The 815-nt window shown below is 38.9% G+C and carries 1 protein-coding gene; it reads right to left on the bottom strand.

The genetic code is table 11. From position 1 onward, the window contains the following. On the bottom strand, nucleotides 1–815 hold an 815-nt coding region (gene porV, locus ON07_RS13905; protein WP_010232763.1), incomplete at both ends, for a type IX secretion system outer membrane channel protein PorV.

Raw genomic sequence — 815 nt, 5'->3', positions numbered from 1 at the left:
TCATTATCGAAATTGATATAACTCGAAACAGGACTCTGATACGCAAAATCGAACATAAAATTATTCCATAAAAGTCCGGCGCCAAAAGTAACATGATTCCTGTATCCTTTCTCACGGCTTTGAGTAACAAATCCCGTTCTGATCGTAAAGTTCTGGTTGAAGTTAAGTTCTCCTCCCAATGTAAAGATCACTTCTCTTAATTCTTCAGAAAATCCATCGGGTGCATCAGTGAAAGAATTAAAGATCCCACCGATGGCAGAATCATCCGGGATGTTTCTGTTATCATCTGTAGCCGGTACCAAATACTTTAAAGCTTCCGCATAAAAAGAAACATAATCTTTGGTAGAGGTCGCAATATGATACCCTCCTCCTACTTTCAGCGAAGTTGGTAATGCATAATCAAATCCCGACTCGTTTGAGTATTTTAACTTAGATCCTACATTCTTTAAATTGAATCCTGCAGTCCATCTGTTTACATGCTGATCCATTGGCATAGAAGAATAGAATCCGGAAACATCGGCACTAATGGCCTGTCCCGTTTTTAGTTCCACCATTGTATTGGCCTGACTATCGGTAATGTCCGATCTAATATATCTAGCGGTAACGGCCATTCCAAATTTATCGTTCAGCTTTAAGCTATAAGAGAAATCCAGTGCAAATTCATTAGGCACAAAACTACCTTGGGTGATGATCTGATCTCCTACTTCTTCTTCCAGGTCTACATTCCCAAAATTAAAATACGAGAGGGAACCACTTATTGCAGCTCTGTCTGATATTTTAGTATAATAGGCTGCATTGGCATAAAAGATATCATC

Origin of the sequence: Gillisia marina (assembly GCF_000258765.1) — a bacterium.
GTDB lineage: Bacteria > Bacteroidota > Bacteroidia > Flavobacteriales > Flavobacteriaceae > Gillisia > Gillisia marina.
This window is presented reverse-complemented; position numbering and strand designations above follow the sequence as displayed.